A 16,794-nucleotide genomic window follows, 5' to 3' on the forward strand; every position below is an offset into this window, starting at 1 on the left:
CCGCCGGCCTCTGCCCACACGGCTTGCCGCCGCCTCGGGGCGGAGGTGGCGGCCCGAACGGCACCCCCTCGGCCGGCGTTCCGCGCGCCACGGCGGAGGGAAGCCCGACCACGGTGCCCGGCAGCGCCCGGCGGTCGGCGACGGCGGTGACGTGCGGCGGTCGGCGTGCGGCGACGGCGGTGGCGTGTGGCGGTCGGCGTGTGGCGGTGGTGGTGGTGTTCGGTGGTTGCCGGGGTGTGGTGACAGCGGTGCCCGGTAGCGCCCGGCGGCCGGCGACGACGGTGACGAGGGGCGGCCGGCGTGCGGCGACGGCGACGTGCGGCAGCCGGCACGCGGCCGTGGCGGTGTTCGGCGGTTGCCGGAGGGCGATGACCGGGGAGAGGAGACGGGGGGTCCGATGAGTGCCGAGAGCCGTTGCGTGGTCCCGCTCGACCGCCTGGCCGGTCCCGACGGGGCGGCCGTCGCCGGGGCCAAACTCGCCCGCCTCGCCCTGCTGGCCCGGGCCGGGCTGCGGGTGCCCGACGGGTTCGCGGTCACCGCCGACGCGTTCCACCGCCACAGGGCGGCCTCCGGCCTGGCAGCCGTGCTCCCCGAGCACCTCGGCGCCGTACCGGACCCGCTGGACCACACCGCCCTCGCCGACGCCTCCGCCGGACTGCGCCGGCTGCTGCGCGAGACCCCGGTGGCGCGGCCCCTGCGCGCCGGGATCGTCCGGGCGCTCTCCTCCCTCGCCCTCCGCCGCGGCGGCCCCGTCGCCGTCCGCAGCTCCGCGGTCGCGGAGGACGGCACGGACCACAGCTTCGCCGGGATGTTCGAGAGTTTCCTCGGCGTCCGCGGTTCCGACGCCGTGGTGGCCGCGGTCCAGGGCTGCTGGGCGAGCCTGTTCACCCACCGGTCCCTCGCCTACCGGATGCACGCCGGCCTGCCGGTCGACGCCCTGGCGATGGGGGTCGGCGTCATGGAAATGGTGCCCGCCCGCGTTTCCGGGGTGGCCTTCTCGATGCATCCGGTCACCGGCCGCCGGGACCGGGCGGTGGTGGAGGCCGCCCCCGGCGTCGGCGGCGCCGTGGCGGGCGGACCGGCACCGGAACGGGCCGAGGTCGCCCGCACCGACGGCCGGGTGCTCCGGCACGACCCCGCCGCTCCCGGCATCCCCGCCCGCCGCGGACCACTGCTGTCCGGCCAGGACCTCACCCGCGTGGCCGAGACGGTGTACCGCGCCGAGGAGGTGCTCGGCCACCCGGTGGACATCGAATGGGCCATCGACCCCGAGGGCCGGGTGTGGCTGCTCCAGGCCCGCCCGGTGACCGGCACCGCCCCGAGGAACGACGACACCCGCTGGGACCCGGCCGCCTTCCTCTGCGACCTGTGATCCACCCCATTCCCGCGAACGTTCCGGACCACGGAACGTGAAGGGCGCCGCCCGCCGCGCCCCCATAGCGTCAGTCGGCAGGCGCACCGCATCGAACCGCACCGGCACCCCACCGGAGTGCACCGCTGCACCGCGCCCCGTACCGCCGCGGTGAGCGAACCCGCGCCGGTCCGCATCCGAGTGCCGAACTGGAAGAAGGTCTCACGTGGAAGTGGTGTCCCGGGCCGAGGCGGCCGGCCTCCTGGCGGCCGCGTACGCCTCGCGCAGGCCCGTCGAGCCGCTCAGTGAAACGTACGACGGCATGACACTGGAGGACTCCTACGAGATCCAACTCCTGCAGATCCGCTCCAGACTGGCCGCGGGGGCCCGGATCAAGGGGCACAAGGTGGGCCTCACCTCCCTGGCGATGCAGCGTCAGATGGGTGTCGGCCAACCCGACTACGGCCACCTCCTCGACGACATGTTCCACCCGGAGCACCAGCCGATCCGTACCTCGGACTACCTCCAGCCGCGCGTCGAGCCGGAGATCGCGTTCGTCCTGAAGCGTCCGCTGCGCGGCCCCGGCGTCACGGTGGCCGAGGCGGCCGCCGCCGTCGACTTCGTGATCCCCGCCCTGGAGCTCATCGACAGCCGGATCAGGGACTGGAAGATCGGCATCCTGGACACCATCGCCGACAACGCCTCCTCCGGCGGAGTGGTGCTGGGCAGCCGGCCCACTCCGCTGCACCAGGTGGACCTCCGCCTGTCCGGATGCACGTTGCACCGATGCGGCGAGCTGGTGGCCACCGGCGCCGGCGGGGCCGTCCTCGGATCCCCGCTGAACTCGCTGGTCTGGCTGGCCAACACGGTCGGCGCACGGGGCGTCGTGCTGGAGAGCGGCCATGTGATCCTGCCCGGCTCGGTGACCGCGGCGGTCGCCGTCCGCCCGGGCGACTCGTTCACCGCCACATTCGCCGGCCTCGGCTCGGTGACCGCGTGCTTCGCGAAGGAGAACTCATGAGCGGCAACGGGAAGCGGCGCGCCACCGCCGCCATCGTGGGCCCCGGCAACATCGGCACCGACCTGATGTTCAAGCTCAAGCGGCACAGCGAGGTCCTCCAGCCGCGGTTCATGGTCGGCGTCGACCCGGCCTCCGACGGCCTGGCCCGTGCCCGGCGGATGGGGCTGGAGAGCAGTCACGAAGGCGTGGACTGGCTGCTGCGCCAGGACCCGCTGCCGGACATCGTCTTCGAGGCGACCAGCGCCCACGCCCACAAGGCCAACGCGCCCCGGTACGCCGAGGCGGGCATCGTGGCCGTGGACCTCACCCCGGCCGCCGTAGGGCCGTTCGTCTGCCCGCCGGTCAACCTCGACCTCAACCTCGACGCGATGAACGTCAACATGATCACGTGTGGTGGACAGGCCACCGTGCCGATCGTGTCGGCGGTGTCCTCGGTGGTGCCGGTGGAGTACGCGGAGATCGTCGCCTCGATCGCCTCCCGCTCGGCCGGGCCGGGCACCCGGGCCAACATCGACGAGTTCACCGAGACCACCTCCACCGCCATCGAGCGGATCGGCAACGCCGAGCGCGGCAAGGCGATCATCATCCTCAACCCGGTCGAGCCGCCGATGATCATGCGGAACACGGTGTTCTGCTCGGTGCCCGCCGAGGCCGCCGAGCCCGGAGCGCTGCAGGACAAGGTGACCGAGTCCATCCATGCCATGGTCACCGCCGTGCGGCAGTACGTACCCGGCTACACGCTGCGCGCCGAACCGCAGTACGACCCGGCGCGGGCGCAGTGGCGCGGGATGGCCCGCGTCGCGGTGTTCCTGGAGGTCCGCGGGCGCGGCGACTACCTGCCCGACTACGCCGGAAACCTGGACATCATCACGGCCTCCGCCGCCCGGGTGGGCGAGCTGCTGGCCGCCGCCCGCCTCGCCAAGCAAGGAGTGTCGGCATGAGTGCCCCTGCCGAGAAGCCACGCGACCTGCGCATCACCGACTCGACCCTGCGGGACGGCTCCCACGCGATGAGCCACCAGTTCACCGAGGGCCAGGTACGGGCGATCGTGCACGCCCTGGACACCAGCGGCGTCGAGGTCATCGAGGTCGCGCACGGCGACGGCCTCGGCGGGTCCAGCTTCAACTACGGGTTCTCGCTGGAGGACGAGTTCGACCTGATCGCGGCCGCCGTGGACGAGGCCGAGCGGGCCCGTATCGCGGTGCTGATGCTGCCCGGCCTGGGCACCGTCGAGCACCTCAAGCGGGCCCGCTCGGTGGGCGCGTCGGTGGCCCGGATCGCCACCCACTGCACCGAGGCGGACGTGTCCGTGCAGCACTTCGGTGCGGCCCGCGACCTTGGCATGGAGACCGTCGGCTTTCTGATGCTCTCCCACCGGACCGGCCCCGAGGCGCTCGCGAAGCAGGCCAGGATCATGGTCGACGCCGGCGCCCAGTGCGTCTACGTGGTGGACTCCGCCGGGGCGCTGGTCCTCTCCGACGCCCAGGCCCGGGTCCGGGCGCTGCTCGACGAGATCGGCGATGAGGCGCAGGTCGGTTTCCACGGCCACCAGAACCTCTCGCTCGGCGTCGCCAACTCGGTGCTGGCCTACCAGGCCGGCGCCCGGCAGATCGACGGCGCGCTGTGCGCCCTGGGCGCCGGCGCGGGCAACGCGCCGACCGAGGTGCTGGCCGCCACCCTGGACCGGATGGGCATCAACGCGGGCATCGACGTCCAGGGCGTGATGTCCGCGGCCCAGGACGTGGTCAAGCCGGTCATACCCCGGCTGCCCTGGATGGACCGCTCCGCGATCGTGCAGGGCCACGCGGGCGTCTACTCCTCCTTCCTGCTGCACGCCGAGCGAGCCTCGCAGCGCTACGGGGTGCCCGCGCACGAGATCCTGGAGCGCGTCGGGCAGGCCGGGTACGTCGGCGGCCAGGAGGACATGATCATCGACATCGCCCTGCAGCTCGCCGAGGAGCGGGACCTCGGCGACCTGGCCGCGCAGGGGGTGCGCCGATGAGCACGACGTGGGACGTCGAGAGGGCGGCCGGGGTGCTGCTCGGCTGCGAGGACGCCCGCAGCGACCGTCCGCCGCTCACCGACGAGTGGCCGGAGCTCGACCTGGCCACCGCCTACCGGATCCAGGACGAGACGCTGCGGCGCCGCCGGGACCGCGGGGAGCGGCTGATCGGCGTCAAGCTGGGCCTGACCAGCCGGGCCAAGCAGAAGCGGATGGGCGTGGACTCGCCGCTGACCGCGTGGCTGACCGACGCCATGGCGCTGCCCGCCGGGGAGCCGGTCCCGCAGCACAAGCTGATCCACCCCCGGGTGGAGCCGGAGATCGTCTTCGTGATGAAGGACCGGCTCGCCGGCCCGGGCGTCACGGCGGCCCAGGCGCTGGCGGCGGTCGGCACGGTGTGCGGCGGGGCCGAGGTGATCGACAGCCGCTACCGGGACTTCCGGTTCACCCTGCCGGACGTGGTGGCCGACAACGCCTCCTCCGGCGCCTATGTCACCGGGCCGGTCGGCCTCGACCCGCGGACCCTCGACCTGGCGCTGGAAGCGGTGCTGGTGGAGGTGGACGGCCAGATCGTCGACTCGGCCACCGGCGCCGCGGTCCAGGGCCACCCGGCCGAGGCCCTGGCACTGGCGGCCAACGACCTCGGCCGTCGCGGCCTGGCCATCGAGCCCGGCTGGGTGGTGCTGACCGGAGGAATGACCGACGCGGTGTTCGCGCCGCCCGGCGCCGAGATCGCCTGCCACTTCACCCACCTGGGCTCGGTGTTCCTCAACGGCGGTACGGAGGCGGACGGCTGATGCCACTGGTCGAGATCACCCTCATCGAGGGCCGCACCCCCCAGCAGCTCCGCACGCTGATCAGCGAGCTCACCGACGCCGTGGTGCGCGCGGTGGGCGCGCCGAAGCAGAACGTCCGGGTGGTGGTGCGCGAGGTGCCCAAGACGCACTTCGCGGCAGGAGATGTGACGATCGCAGAGAGAGAGTCGCCCCATGGCTGACAAGGAGTTCTACGGGCATGTCATCGACGGGGCGGAGGTGGAGTCACTGGACGGCGCCCGCTTCGACACCGTCGATCCATGGACCCGTGAGGCATGGGCCGAAGTGCCCCTGGGCGGTGCGGCGGACGCCGACCGCGCGGTGACGGCGGCGCGCCGTGCCTTCGACGAGGGCCCGTGGCCGCGGATGGGGTTCGCGGAGCGGGGCAGGATCCTGCACCGGCTGGCGGACCTGATGGAGGAGCACACCGACGAGCTGGCGCTGGCCGACACCCGCGACATGGGCAAGCCGCTGGTCCAGGCGCGGCACGACGTGGCCCGCTCCGCACTCAACTTCCGCTTCTTCGCCGACCATGCGCGGCTGGCCACCGGCGAGGCCCTGCCGATGGACTCGGGCCACCACAGCTACACCCGGTTCGAGGCCGCCGGCGTGGTCGCGGCCATCGCGCCGTGGAACTTCCCGCTGATGCTGGAGACCTGGAAGGTCGCGCCGGCTCTGGCATGGGGCAACACCGTGGTCCTCAAGCCCGCGGAGGACACCCCCGTGTCGGCCACCGTCCTGGCGCGCCTCGCGCTGGAGGCGGGGATGCCCCCGGGCGTGCTCAACGTGGTCCACGGCTACGGCCCGGACTCGGCCGGGCAGGCCCTGACCGAGGACCCCCGGGTCGACCGCATCACCTTCACCGGCGAGTCCGGCACCGGCCGCGTCATCGCCCGCGCCGCGGCGGCCAATCTGACCCCGGTCAGTCTGGAACTCGGAGGCAAGGGCGCCAACCTGGTCTTCGCCGACGCCGATCTGGACAACGCGGTGGACTGGTCGATCCAGGCCATCTTCCGCAACGCGGGCCAGGTCTGCCTGGCCGGCAGCCGGCTGTATGTGCAGCGGGAGATCTACGACGAGTTCCTCGCCCGGTTCACCGCCGCGGCCGAAGCCCTGGTGATCGGCGACCCCAAGGACCCGACGACGGAGTTCGGCCCGCTGGCCTCGCTGGAGCACTACACCAAGGTACGCGGCTATGTCGACACGGTCGGGGCGGAGGGCGGCAGGATGCTCACCGGCGGCCTCGGCGACGGCTGGGTCGTCAAGCCCACCGTGCTCGTCGACATGCCGCTCGGCTCCCGCCAGGTCTGCGAGGAGATCTTCGGCCCGGTGGTCGTCGTCCAGCCCTTCGACACCGAGGCGGAGGCGGTGCGGCTGGCCAACGACACCCCGTACGGCCTCAACGCGATGCTCTTCACCGAGAACCTGCACCGCGCCCATCGCGTCTCCGCCGCGCTCACGGCGGGCACCGTCTGGGTCAACTGCTTCTTCGTCCGCGATCTGCGGGCACCCTTCGGCGGCGTCGGCGACTCCGGCGTCGGCCGCGAGGGCGGCAACTTCAGCCGCGAGTTCTTCACCGAACCCAAGGCCGTCGTCATGCAGATCGCCCCCGCCTGACCGGCGGACGACGCCCCCTGTGGCTCCCTCCCGCCTCCGGGAGGGAGCCACAGGGGTTCTGCGGCAGGGTCCGCGTCCCGCCGAGACGGTGGGTCACCCCGCCGCCTTCAGTGTGCTGCCGCGTCCTGGAAGGCCTCGTGCACGATGTCCACGGCGCGCTCCGCGTCGGCACGCGACACGTCCAGGTGGAACACGAAACGCAGCTGCCCCGGATACCCCGCGCACAGCAGGCCGCGCCGCGCCAGCCGGTCGCACACCTCCTCGGTGCCGAGGCCCGGTGCCGGCGCCGCGAAGACCATGTTGGTCCGGGCGGGTTCCACGGTCAGGCCCGCCACGTCCTTGATGCCCTCGGCGAACAGCGCGGCGTGCGCGTGGTCGTCGGCGAGCCGCGTCACATGGTGGTCGAGCGCGTGGAGCGCCGCGGCCGCCGGTACACCCGCCTGCCGCATCCCGCCGCCCAGGACCTTCCGCCAGCGCCGTGCCCGTGCCACGAAGTCCCGTGATCCCACGAGCGCCGAACCGATCGGCGCGCCCAGGCCCTTGCTGAAGCACACCGAGACGCTGTCGAAGGGCTCGGCGATCAGCCGCGCCCGCTCATAGGGGTCGCCCCCGTCGGCGACCGCCGCGTTGAACAGCCGCGCCCCGTCCAGATGCGTGGCGAGCCCATGGTCGCGGGCGACGCCCGTGGCGGCCTTGAGGTAGTCCACCGGCACGGCCCGGCCCCCGGTGGTGTTCTCCAGGCACAGCAACCGCGTGCGCGCGAAGTGCGGGTCGTCCGGCTTGACCGCCGCCGCGATGAGTGCGGGATCCAGCGTCCCGTCCGCGCGGTGCGGCAGCGGCTGCGGCTGGATGCCGCCGAGCACGGCCGCGCCCCCGCCCTCCCACAGGTAGGTGTGGGCGAACTGGCCGGCTATGTATTCGTCCCCGCGGCCGCAGTGGGTCAGCAGCGCGCACAGATTGCTCTGCGTCCCCGAGGGGACGAACAAGGCGGCCTCGAACCCCAGCAGAGCGGCGATCCGCTCCTGCAGGGCGTTGACGGTGGGATCGTCGCCGAAGACGTCATCGCCCAACTCGGCCTCGGCCATCGCCCGGCGCATCGCCGGGCCGGGCCGGGTCACGGTGTCACTGCGCAGGTCGATGAGCTGTCGGGGCTGCTGGTGGGCGACATCGCTCGCGTCGGCGGCATCGGTGTCATGGGTGGCATCAGGGGTCGGCATGGGTTCACCCTGCCATGCGGCGCGACGGCCCCCGGAGTGCGGGGCGTCACCATGGGCGGTGTCGCAGGCGAACGGGTGCCCGGGCACGCTTCCCAGCCCGCCGGGGAGACGGCGGGGGCAGCCGAAGGACCACCACCGCCCGTGTCCGCAGGTTTGCTCCTGCCGCAGACGGCTGCCGGTTCAGCCGGCGAGCATGCCCCCGGTCCCAGAGGTACGTTCCGCCATGAACTCGCAGAGCAGATCCACAGCTTGGAGAATCTTCACACTCGTGAGGGTGTAGTAGACGTTGCTGCCCTCTCGGCGCGTGCGGACGATGCCACGGTCGCGCAGCATGGCCAGATGCTGGCTGGCGTTGGGCTGAGAGATTCCGAGAGCCTCGACGATCTCACCCACCGTTCGGGGGCCTTCCCGCAACTCGTTGATGATCAACAAGCGCTTCTGGTCGGCGATCGCTTTGCAGACGCGCGCATACAGCTGGTACATCTCAGATGCGTCAGCGCGCTCCATCGTGACCCTCTCCCAGACTCATCACATGTCCAGCGTATCACCAGGGTAGTCGGGGCCATGGCATACCTATGCCGTCACTACTCCGTTGACCTGCGAGAACTTCAGGTGCGCACCGTCCTCCGGACGGCGGGTGACGTAGATCTCGGCAGCGGATGTGCCCCGGAGCCCCGGCGGCACACGAGCGGCACCGGTTCCGGGCCGGTCAACGAATCGGTTTGAGTTCCGGTCCGGGTTCCTGGTGGGCACCGTCGCGCCAGCCGAGCTCCTCCGTCATGAACTCCCGGAGCAGGTCCACGGCGGCCAGCACCTTGTCGCTGCTGAGCCTGTAGAAACTGTTGCTGCCCACCCGCTCGATCGTCACAACCCCCCGGTCGCGCAGTATCGAGAGATGCCGACTGGCATTCGGCTGGGGGATCTCCAGCGCCTCGGCCACCTCGCCCACCGAACGCGCCCCGTCCCGCAACTCGTTGATCAGCAGCAGGCGCGTAGGATCCGCCAGAGCCTTGCAGACGCGAGCATGCAGTTCACTGATCCCTGCCGGATCGATCTGTGCCACACTGGCTCCTCTGTCGGGCAGGCACAGGCCCGGGCTCGCGGACACTGCGCCGGACTGGACGAATTCCCAGCCGCTCTGCAGGGGGAACCCGTCAATAGCCGCATGACATCACGTGATCTTCTTTCGAGCCATCACGCTGCATTCCGACACACTACCTGGGAGACGGGGCCGGAACCAGGGTCCTGTCACCAAGAGGAAACAATATGTACAGGACCCCGCGGCCTGTGGAAAACCCTCAGTCGTGAAGCCTCGATTGTTCCCGGGGGAATGCCCGTAAAGCCGATCGGCATCCCCCCGGGACGCGGTGCGCCCGTGTGACGGCGGTCTGTCCTGCCGCTAGGGGGTGTTTCGTAAGTCCCGCACAGCACCCACGGCGCCCGGCACGCTCCCCCGAGCTCTTCGAGCAGGGGGCACCCCCACTCGCCGCACCGGCCGGAACCCCAAGTACGTCCAGTACGAGGGCTTTCGTCCGGCACGCCGAGAGCACGCACCGGACACCGCGGGCACCGCACAGGACTTTCGAAACACCCCCTAGACCACCGACAGCGGCAGCGGCATGCCGACCAGGCTGCGGCGCACGACGGGCAGCGCGGCGGCGATGCGGGCCAGTTCCCGTGCCGACGGCGCGTCCGGGGTGCCGGCCACCACCGGCACCCCGATGTCGCCCGCCTCGCGCAGTGCCAGGTCGAGCGGCACCTCGCCGAGCAGATCGGTGTCGAGTGCCTTCGCCAGCCGGCTTCCGCCGCCGGAGCCGAACAACGCGGTCTGCGATCCACAGGTGCCGCAGGCGAGCCGGGACATGTTCTCGATGACACCGGCGACGGGGAGACGCAGGTTGCGCGCCATCCGTCCGACCCGCGTGGCCACCGTCTGCGCGGCCTCCTGCGGGGTGGTCACCACCACCATCTGCATGGCGGGGAGGAGTTCGGCCAGGGAGAGGGTGATGTCACCGGTCCCCGGCGGGAGGTCGAGCAGGAGCACGTCGAGATCGCCCCAGTGCACATCGCCGAGGAACTGCTCCAGCGCCTTGTGCAGCATCGGTCCCCGCCACACGACCGGGGTCTCGTCCTCCACCAGGAACCCGGTGGACATCAGCCGTACGCCGTGCGCCTCGATGGGCATCATCGTGCCGTTGAGGGCGACCGGGGCCCGCCGGACGCCGAACAGCTGCGGGACCGAGTAGCCCCACACGTCCGCGTCCAGCAGGCCGACGGTTCTGCCGGTCCGGGCGAGGGCGACCGCGAGGTTCGCGGTCACCGACGACTTCCCCACGCCGCCCTTGCCGCTGGCGACGGCATAGACGCGGACCGTGGACTCAGGGCCGGAGAAGGGGTTGTTCGTGCGCCCGTCGTTCAGGGTGCGTGCGACTTCCATCCGCTGTCGCTCGTTCATCACCCCGAAGTCGACATTCACCTCCTTGACGCCGGGAACTTCCCGCACCGCCGCGACGACCGTGTCGCGCAGGGTGTTCTTCATTGGGCAGGACGCGGTGGTGAGGGAGATCTCGACGTCGACGGTCCCGCGACGTCCCACTCTGACCGCCGAGACCATGCCGAGGTCGGTGATCGGCCGGTGGATCTCCGGGTCTTCGACGGTGGACAGCGCGGCGCGCACTGCGTCGACGTCCGCTGAGATGCGGGACTGCCGCAGGACCATCGTTGTCTTCCTCCTGTGTTTCCCTTGGTGCTCAGGCCCGGTACGCCGAACGCTTCGGCGTGACGTGCCTCATCATGAACTCCGGCCGACGGCTGCCGTCCGGGCCCGGGCCCGGACGGGTCATGCCGAGCCAGCGCTTGTAGACCTCACGGGACTTGTTGACGTCGACCTCGACGTCCCCGTACTGGTCGCCGGGGCGGGCGCGCTCGATGGTCACCTTCTGGTGCCAGCAGTGCATACCCGAGACCGGGTCCGGCTGGACCGGGAAGGCGAGGTTCTGGTGCACACCCGGGTCGTCCCAGTAGATCCGCTCCGAGTCGGGGTCCTCGCTCTTGAAGGGCTTGACACCCTCCTTGTAGCGAAGCTTCCAGACGCCGTCCGCGGACCGGTCGAGGTCGACCTTGCCCATGACCCAGCGGCTGCCGGGGTGCCCGTCCTGCATCCAGCGTCCCATGTGGTGCGAGAGGCCGACGACCGTGGGACGGATCGCCTCGGTCGCCCAGGCGCGGACTACGAAGTGCCCGATCTCGGTCGACACCCGGACCAGGTCGCCGGTCTTGACGCCCATCCTGTCGGCATCGCCCTTGTTCATCCACAGCGGGTGGGTGTTGGCGATCTCGTTGAGGTACTTCGCGTTGCCGGACCGGGTGTGGATCAGGGTGGGCAGACGGAAGTTCGGCATCAGCGCGAACTGGTCCTGCTGCGGGTTGATCTTGCTCGGGCCGACGTGCGACTCGATGTATCCGGGAGTGGCGTGCTCGGGCCAGCCCCAGTCGGCCAGCGTCTCGGAGTAGAGCTCCAGCTTGCGCGACGGTGACAGCCAGCCCTGGACCTTGGAGCCGTCGGAGAGCTCGACACCGACCGCGCCGGCCTCGCCGACCAGCGGCGGCTGGGTCTCCAGGGTGACAGGCTTGCGCAGCACACCCTTGGAGTCGGGGAACGCCCCGTCGAGCTCGGCCTCGCTCAGCTTGCGCTCGTCGAGGCGGTAGACGTTCTTCGCCACCTCGAAGGCACCGAACTTCCGCATGTACTGCAGCGGAGTCATGCCGAGCTCCTTGGCCGCCTCCGGCAGCCCGGGCACGCTGTGCTCGAAGAGGATCTCGTAGTACTCGTCCTGGGTCATCATCTCACCCGGACGGGCCTTGGACTCGAAGTACTTGCGGATCCCCAGGGAGCCGTCCGGGTCGATCCTCCAGGAGAGGTTGAACCAGAACTCGTTCTCCTCCCAGACCTCGCCCGGGTTGGCGTCCCGGGTGTCCTGGTAGGGGATGCCCTTCTTGTCCATGGCGACCCGGGTGACCGGCTGCCGGAAGGCGATCCACTTGGAGGCGTGCGTCTCGAACGACATGGTGTCGTGCCGCTCGGAGGCGTGCCCCATCGGCAGGACGTAGTCGGCGAAGGTCGCCGACTCGCTCCAGGTGGGGGTGAGGGCCACGTGCAGGCCCATCTTCTTCTCGTCCTTGAGGACGTCGATCCAGGTGAACCCGTCCGGGTTGATCCACAGCGGGTTGTAGACCCGGCTGAAGTAGACCTCCAGCCGTCCGCTGCCGCGGCCGTCCTTGAGCAGGTGCGGCAACAGGATCGACATCTCGTTGGTGGTGAGCGGGTACTCCTGCGGCCACAGGAACTCGCTCCAGATCTCGTTCGCCTCCGGCATCTCCGGGAAGTGCGGGATGAACTTGTCCCAGCCGTTGGGGTGGGTGCCGCCGACGGTGCCGACGCTGCCCGTGAGCACGTTCAGGAAGAACAGGCTGCGGGTGATCTGCCAGCCGCCGAGGTGGCCGGCGGGAGCCGAGCGCCAGGTGTGGGTGGCCAGGCGGGTCCCCGCGTCGGCGACGAGCCGCGCCAGCTCCTCGACCTGCTCGACCGAGATGTGCGCCTCCTTCGCCGCGTACTCGAAGGTGTACTGGGCGTAGTCCTCGGTCAGCCGCTCGAGGAAGACCTCGAAGTCCATCGGCGCGTCGGGGTGCAGGCGCCGCATGTAGACGTCCCAGTTCACCCAGCGCTTGATGTACGCCTCGTCGATCTTCCGGGTGCGCAGCAGGTAGGAGGCGACCGCGAGGAAGATCACCGCCTCGGTGCCCGGCCACGGCGCGATCCACAGGTCCGCGTGGGAGGCGGTGTTGGAGAGCCGCGGGTCCAGCACGACGATCTTGGCGCCGTTCTGCTTGGCCTCCATGATCCGCTGGGCGTGCGGGTTGAAGTAGTGGCCGGTCTCCAGGTGGGCGGAGAGCAGCACCATCGTCTTGGCGTTGGCGTAGTCCGGCGACGGCCGGTCATACCCCATCCAGTGGGTGTAGCCGGTACGGCCGCCACCGGAGCAGACGTTGGTGTGGCTGTTGTGGCCGTCGACACCCCACGCCTGCAGGACACGCTCGGCGAAGCCGTCCTCGCCGGGCCGGCCGACGTGGTACATGACCTCGTCCTTGCGGTCCTCGACGATGGCCTTCCGGATGCGCGCGGCGATGTCGTTGAGCGCCTCCTCCCAGGAGACCTGCTCGAACTTGCCGGAACCCCGCTCGCCGACCCGCTTCATCGGGTGGAGGATGCGCTCGGGGTCCTTGACCTGGTTGATCGTGGCAGGGCCCTTGGCGCAGTTGCGGCCGCGGGAGCCCGGGTGGGCCGGGTTGCCCTCGAACTTCTTGATCGACAGGTCGTCGTGGTCCACGTAGGCCAGCAGGCCGCAGGAGGACTCGCAGTTGAAGCAGATCGTGGGGATCAGCGAGTAGGTGTGCGGGACCTTCTTGCCCGCGGAGTGCGCCTTGGCGTCGTACTGGACGTGGTTGTCCCAGTTCTCGACCGGCGGGTAGTTCCGCAGGTGCTCGTGGGTGCGGGCTCCGGGCATGGGCGCGGAGGGTGCACCACCGTTCGCGGTGGGTTTTTTGGGGGCTGTAGTCATGGCTCTTAAGCTCCTTGGTTCGGCTGCCGTCAGGACAGCGGCACGTCCTGCGCGGCCCGGACGAAGACGCTCTCGTGGGCGAGGAGGGCGGCCTGCGCCACCAGCCCGGCGACCACGAGGGCGGCCTGCGAGCCACCGGACCAGCCGGTCGCGGCGAGGGCGCCGGCGACGACGGACGGCACGATCCCGCCCAGCCAGAAGGTCTTGGCGTACCGGCCGTGGGTGATGACGTGGGCCGCGACGGAGGCGTTGCGCGAGGCGTGCTTGCCGCCGAACTCCACCCAGGTGATCAGCAGGTGCGCGGCAACGGCGATCACGAACGAGCGGGCCAGCAGCTGGCTGGCGTCCTCGGAGAGGTCGACGAGCGGGGCGAGCACGGCCAGCGCACCGGCACCGACCATGACCGCCTGGGCGAGCAGGTGCCAGAAGAGCACCGCGGACTGCCACAGGTCGCGTCCCTCGGCCTGGCCGAAGAGGTAGGCGGTGTAGCCGGCGGCCATCGCGCCCGCCGGGATCGCGAGCCAGCGCAGGATGTCGAGGGCTCCGTCGACGTCAAAGATGACCGCGGCCAGCCAGAGGGTGGCCACGCCGCCGAAGGCCACCAGGAAGTACGAGCCGATGACCAGCCATGATGAGAAGTTCGACTTCAGGAAGATATAGAGGAACCGCTCCGGCCGCTTGAGGTCCCACACCAGCAGGACACCGGTGATACCGGCCATGGCCAGGCCGATCGCCGGCGGGGTGGCGAGGCTCGCGGTGTCGAGGTCGATCCCGAGGATCAGGGCGAGGGCCGTGACCATCAGGGCGCCGGCGCCGACCGCCTTGGTCCACAGGTAGGTGGTCACCCGCCAGCCCCACGGGCGGGGGTGGGCGGTGTTGAGGGTGGTGCGGGCGTTGGTGACCGGGTCACCGGGCAGGTCGCCGGCGGTCGCCAGCCGGTGCTCGTCCGGCTTGGCCCAGATGTAGGTGTCGTCCACCGGCGCGTTCAGCGGGTCGAGGACCGCGCGGTCGGCACCGAGGTAGAAGACGTTGGGCCCGGTGTTCTGCTCCGGCGACCGCACGGCGGTCTGGTTCTCGTTCACCAGGCGGCTGATGCCGCTCGTCGGGTCGTCGAGGTCGCCGACCCAGATCGAGTGGGTGGGGCACACGACGACACACGCCGGCTCCAGGCCCTCGTCGATGCGATGGGCGCAGAAGTTGCACTTGGCGGCGGTGTGGGTGTCCTCGTCGATGTAGATCGCATCGTAGGGGCAGGCCTGCATGCAGCTCTTGCAGCCGATGCAACGGGAATTGTCGAAGTCGACGATCCCGTCATCGCGCTTGTTGAGTGCCTTTGTCGGGCAGATCTTCACACACGGGGCGTCGGTGCAGTGGTTGCACCGCATGACTCCGAACTCACGGGTGGTCGAAGGATATTCTCCCTTGTCGACGTATTTCACCCATGTCCGAAACTGCCCCAATGGAACTTCGTGTTCAGTCTTGCACGCGACAGTACAGGCGTGACAGCCGATACACGTACGTTGATCGATTGCGAAGCCATATTTCATGCACGGCTCTCCAGATGCGGGTGGGGCTCAAAACATCGCCCGAGAAGTCCACGACTCAGTCCGGCCCAGGGTGCCTCGGAGCTGTGAGGACCGGTAGACGTCAGTGCGCTATGGGCACATAGGATGTGCCTATGGGTGGACGTGAAGGCCCGGCGCGCATCCCGGCGCTGCCCCCCCCGGTCTTCGGGCTCGACACCGTGAGGGCGGCTGTCGACGGTGCCGTCGAGGCGGCCGGCGCGCCGCCGCGGAACCGGCGTGTTTTCATCCCTGATGCCGGCGGCCGGTATCACCGGAGCCGCTCCCTGTCCGACCGGGCCGACAGGGACACGTACCCTCCTGACCGCGTGCGCGAGGGCCGCCATGCCGATGTGGCGGCGCTCGCGCACGCCGGCGGCGAGTGGTGTCGGGGCCGGCGGTGCCCGTGCCCGGAAGGGGTGGGTTTAACGCCCTGCACCGCGCCGCGGCCGCCGCCGGGCGCGGCTCGGGCGCGATGGTTTCGCGATCCCTTCTTCTGAGTCATAGGATTGCGCCATGCCCCTGCCGCGCCGGGTGACCGAGCTGTCCGGATTCGAGCTGTTGCTCAGCATTGCCACGCTGGGCAGCATCGGCCGTGCCGCCTCGGCCCACGGCATCTCCCAGCCCGCGGCGAGCGAGCGCATCCACCGGCTGGAGTCCAGCATCGGGATTCCGCTTGTCACGCGATCTCCGCGCGGCTCACAGCTGACCGAGTCAGGGCTGCTGATCGCGGACTGGGCGCGCAAGACGATCGAGTCCGCGCGGGACCTGGAGGCGGGCATCGCGGCACTGCGCGGGCAGAAGGATGCCCGGCTGCGGGTTGCGGCCAGTCTTACCGTGGCGGAGTATTTCGTCCCGCGGTGGCTGGTCCGACTCCGGGCGCGGGATCCGCATATCGCGGTCGCACTCGTTTCCGGGAATTCCGCCGACGTGGCCGACGCCATGCTGAGCGGAAAGGCGGACCTCGGCTTTGTGGAAGGTCCGGATCTTCCCCCGGGGCTGGAGGCCCAGATCATCGCTCACGACCACCTTGTCCTGGTGGTCGCCCGGCGCCACCCATGGGCGCGCCGCAAGCAGCCCATCCAGCCGTCCGAGCTTGCCCGGACGCCCTTGATCAGCAGGGAGCAGGGCTCGGGAACGCGCCGGGCGCTGGAGAGGGCCCTGAGCCAAACCTCGACGGTCACACTGCCCCCACCCCTGCTCGAACTGTCCTCGACCACGGCGATCAAGAGTGCGGTCATCGAAGGCATGGGGCCCGCCGTGCTGAGTTCGAACGCCGTGGCCGGGGAGCTGGCCGCGGGAACCCTGGTGCGCCTGCCCATACAAGGCGTCAACCTCACGCGGGACCTGCGCGTGATCTGGCCCGCGGGACAGCGTCTGCAGGGGCCCGCCGGGGACCTGGCGGCCATCGCCGCGAACGCGCAGACCGGCTGAACCCGGAACGCGACCCGCCGGTCCGGGCCGGGAGCGGTACCGGAGAGCCCCCTTCCCGCCTGTGCGAGGCGATCCCGGTCTGCGGATCCGGCACGGCGTCGCGCGTCGGACGCAGTGTCACCCGCCCGATGCCCACCGGACCCGGCCAAGCGCACGA

At 70.7% G+C, this 16,794-nt stretch carries 14 protein-coding genes; 8 read left to right on the forward strand and 6 right to left on the reverse strand.

Annotated features, from left to right (window positions below; all coding sequences use genetic code 11):
• The first annotated feature begins 397 nt into the window (after positions 1-397).
• The 7 genes from ACFSL4_RS12850 to ACFSL4_RS12880 all read left to right on the forward strand — a co-directional run bounded on the left by ACFSL4_RS12850 (position 398) and on the right by ACFSL4_RS12880 (position 6,806).
• Entirely contained in the window at positions 398-1,372 is a 975-nt protein-coding gene (locus ACFSL4_RS12850; RefSeq protein ID WP_381081783.1) for a PEP/pyruvate-binding domain-containing protein, read from the forward strand.
• Positions 1,373-1,577: 205 nt separating this feature from the next.
• Positions 1,578-2,372, forward strand: coding sequence for a 2-keto-4-pentenoate hydratase (locus ACFSL4_RS12855; RefSeq protein WP_381081785.1), 795 nt, complete (start codon positions 1,578-1,580; stop codon positions 2,370-2,372).
• Positions 2,369-3,313, forward strand: coding sequence for an acetaldehyde dehydrogenase (acetylating) (locus ACFSL4_RS12860; protein WP_381081787.1), 945 nt, complete (start codon positions 2,369-2,371; stop codon positions 3,311-3,313). Before ACFSL4_RS12855 ends, ACFSL4_RS12860 begins: the two co-directional genes overlap by 4 nt.
• Positions 3,310-4,374 carry a 4-hydroxy-2-oxovalerate aldolase gene (gene dmpG / locus ACFSL4_RS12865; protein ID WP_381081790.1) on the forward strand — a complete coding sequence of 355 codons (1,065 nt, stop codon included), beginning with the start codon at positions 3,310-3,312 and terminating at the stop codon, positions 4,372-4,374. The genes ACFSL4_RS12860 and dmpG overlap by 4 nt, the downstream gene beginning before the upstream one ends.
• Positions 4,371-5,171: a 2-keto-4-pentenoate hydratase gene (locus tag ACFSL4_RS12870; RefSeq protein WP_381081793.1), complete on the forward strand. Its 801-nt coding sequence runs from the start codon at positions 4,371-4,373 to the stop codon at positions 5,169-5,171. Before dmpG ends, ACFSL4_RS12870 begins: the two co-directional genes overlap by 4 nt.
• Positions 5,171-5,371 (forward strand): 2-hydroxymuconate tautomerase, encoded by a 201-nt coding sequence (locus ACFSL4_RS12875; protein ID WP_381081795.1) that lies wholly within the window; start codon positions 5,171-5,173, stop codon positions 5,369-5,371. The genes ACFSL4_RS12870 and ACFSL4_RS12875 overlap by 1 nt, the downstream gene beginning before the upstream one ends.
• The gene (locus ACFSL4_RS12880) at positions 5,364-6,806 is read left to right on the forward strand and encodes an aldehyde dehydrogenase (RefSeq protein WP_381081798.1); all 1,443 of its coding nucleotides are present in this window, start codon (positions 5,364-5,366) and stop codon (positions 6,804-6,806) included. Before ACFSL4_RS12875 ends, ACFSL4_RS12880 begins: the two co-directional genes overlap by 8 nt.
• A gap of 107 nt (positions 6,807-6,913) precedes the next feature.
• Here the strand turns inward: ACFSL4_RS12880 and ltaE are convergent, their stop codons facing one another.
• The 6 genes from ltaE to ACFSL4_RS12910 all read right to left on the reverse strand — a co-directional run bounded on the left by ltaE (position 6,914) and on the right by ACFSL4_RS12910 (position 15,188).
• The gene (gene ltaE, locus ACFSL4_RS12885) at positions 6,914-8,023 is read right to left on the reverse strand and encodes a low-specificity L-threonine aldolase (protein ID WP_381081801.1); all 1,110 of its coding nucleotides are present in this window, start codon (positions 8,021-8,023) and stop codon (positions 6,914-6,916) included.
• 180 nt (positions 8,024-8,203) lie between these two features.
• On the reverse strand, positions 8,204-8,506 hold the full coding sequence (locus ACFSL4_RS12890) for an ArsR/SmtB family transcription factor (RefSeq protein ID WP_381081803.1): 303 nt from the start codon (positions 8,504-8,506) through the stop codon (positions 8,204-8,206).
• 226 nt (positions 8,507-8,732) lie between these two features.
• Positions 8,733-9,086 (reverse strand): ArsR/SmtB family transcription factor, encoded by a 354-nt coding sequence (locus tag ACFSL4_RS12895; protein ID WP_381081806.1) that lies wholly within the window; start codon positions 9,084-9,086, stop codon positions 8,733-8,735.
• 531 nt (positions 9,087-9,617) lie between these two features.
• Entirely contained in the window at positions 9,618-10,742 is a 1,125-nt protein-coding gene (locus ACFSL4_RS12900; RefSeq protein ID WP_381081809.1) for an Mrp/NBP35 family ATP-binding protein, read from the reverse strand.
• A gap of 31 nt (positions 10,743-10,773) precedes the next feature.
• The gene (locus ACFSL4_RS12905) at positions 10,774-13,641 is read right to left on the reverse strand and encodes a molybdopterin-dependent oxidoreductase (protein ID WP_381081812.1); all 2,868 of its coding nucleotides are present in this window, start codon (positions 13,639-13,641) and stop codon (positions 10,774-10,776) included.
• Positions 13,642-13,670: 29 nt separating this feature from the next.
• Positions 13,671-15,188, reverse strand: coding sequence for a 4Fe-4S dicluster domain-containing protein (locus tag ACFSL4_RS12910; protein ID WP_381081814.1), 1,518 nt, complete (start codon positions 15,186-15,188; stop codon positions 13,671-13,673).
• 531 nt (positions 15,189-15,719) lie between these two features.
• Here ACFSL4_RS12910 and ACFSL4_RS12915 point away from each other — a divergent pair.
• Positions 15,720-16,637, forward strand: coding sequence for a LysR family transcriptional regulator (locus ACFSL4_RS12915; protein ID WP_381081816.1), 918 nt, complete (start codon positions 15,720-15,722; stop codon positions 16,635-16,637).
• Positions 16,638-16,794 lie beyond the last annotated feature (157 nt).

Source organism: Streptomyces caeni, from assembly GCF_042678285.1.
Lineage (GTDB): Bacteria > Actinomycetota > Actinomycetes > Streptomycetales > Streptomycetaceae > Streptomyces > Streptomyces caeni.

Bases quoted from the DNA above. Each gene is read 5' to 3' on its own strand.
- ACFSL4_RS12850 (WP_381081783.1), top strand. From the start codon at position 398: ATGAGTGCCGAGAGCCGTTGCGTGGTCCCGCTCGACCGCCTGGCCGGT.
- ACFSL4_RS12860 (WP_381081787.1), top strand. From the start codon at position 2,369: ATGAGCGGCAACGGGAAGCGGCGCGCCACCGCCGCCATCGTGGGCCCC.
- dmpG (WP_381081790.1), top strand. From the start codon at position 3,310: ATGAGTGCCCCTGCCGAGAAGCCACGCGACCTGCGCATCACCGACTCG.
- ACFSL4_RS12870 (WP_381081793.1), top strand. From the start codon at position 4,371: ATGAGCACGACGTGGGACGTCGAGAGGGCGGCCGGGGTGCTGCTCGGC.
- ACFSL4_RS12875 (WP_381081795.1), top strand. From the start codon at position 5,171: ATGCCACTGGTCGAGATCACCCTCATCGAGGGCCGCACCCCCCAGCAG.
- ACFSL4_RS12880 (WP_381081798.1), top strand. From the start codon at position 5,364: ATGGCTGACAAGGAGTTCTACGGGCATGTCATCGACGGGGCGGAGGTG.
- ltaE (WP_381081801.1), bottom strand. From the start codon at position 8,023: ATGCCGACCCCTGATGCCACCCATGACACCGATGCCGCCGACGCGAGC.
- ACFSL4_RS12890 (WP_381081803.1), bottom strand. From the start codon at position 8,506: ATGTACCAGCTGTATGCGCGCGTCTGCAAAGCGATCGCCGACCAGAAG.
- ACFSL4_RS12900 (WP_381081809.1), bottom strand. From the start codon at position 10,742: ATGGTCCTGCGGCAGTCCCGCATCTCAGCGGACGTCGACGCAGTGCGC.
- ACFSL4_RS12905 (WP_381081812.1), bottom strand. From the start codon at position 13,641: ATGACTACAGCCCCCAAAAAACCCACCGCGAACGGTGGTGCACCCTCC.
- ACFSL4_RS12910 (WP_381081814.1), bottom strand. From the start codon at position 15,188: ATGAAATATGGCTTCGCAATCGATCAACGTACGTGTATCGGCTGTCAC.
- ACFSL4_RS12915 (WP_381081816.1), top strand. From the start codon at position 15,720: ATGCCCCTGCCGCGCCGGGTGACCGAGCTGTCCGGATTCGAGCTGTTG.